Source organism: Acinetobacter sp. V91_7, from assembly GCF_031799075.1.
GTDB lineage: Bacteria > Pseudomonadota > Gammaproteobacteria > Pseudomonadales > Moraxellaceae > Acinetobacter > Acinetobacter calcoaceticus.
On record NZ_JAVQNT010000017.1, the window covers coordinates 1 to 780 of the forward strand.

General features: G+C 36.4%; 1 protein-coding gene. It reads right to left on the bottom strand.

All coding sequences use genetic code 11. The features are described 5' to 3' along the window. Nucleotides 1-780: LysR family transcriptional regulator (locus RMB03_RS00605; RefSeq protein ID WP_311073137.1), on the bottom strand; the 780-nt coding region annotated here is incomplete at both ends.

A 780-nucleotide genomic window follows, 5' to 3' on the forward strand; every position in this document is an offset into this window, starting at 1 on the left:
GGCCCGGATAATACAAACATAACCCATCATAACTTGGACTATACTCATCTAAAATGATTCTAATTTTATTCTGTGCCACATATTCATGTGTTAAATGTTTGGGAACAAATGCAATTCCTATACTGTCTATTGCAGCCTCAACCATCAAAGGCTGATCTGTTAAAGTAAGTGCTCCTCTCACATCAAATTTTTTAATTTTGCCATCTATATTGAATTCCCATTGAAAGATTTCTCCACTTTCAAATCTAAATCGAATACAGTTGTGGGCATATAAATCATTTGGAATTTTAGGAACTCCATATTTATTTAGATATTCGGGTGATGCAATCGCTACAAACTCTTCACTTTTTGTTAAGCGGATAGCTACCATTTCTTGTGGAATATTATCTCTTAGGCGAATACCTGCATCAAATTTGTCTTCTACTATATTCACCAACCTTCCATCACAGACGATATCAAGCTGCACAGATGGATTGATATCTAAAAACTTTTTCAATATGGGTTTCAAAATCAAACGGACAGCCCCTTCACTAGAATTAATCCGTAAAATTCCACTCGGTTTTTCTCTAAAGGCATCTAATTGGTTTACTGCTGTAGCAACATTTTCCATGGCAGGTTGAAGCGAGCTATATAACTGATAACCAGCATCCGTTAACGAAACACTCCGTGTAGTTCTATTAAACAATCTCACATCTAGTCGGTCTTCCAAATTTTTAATCGCATGGCTTACCGCTGAAGGTGTCATATTTAATTCGACTGCTGCCAAACGGAAATTACGGT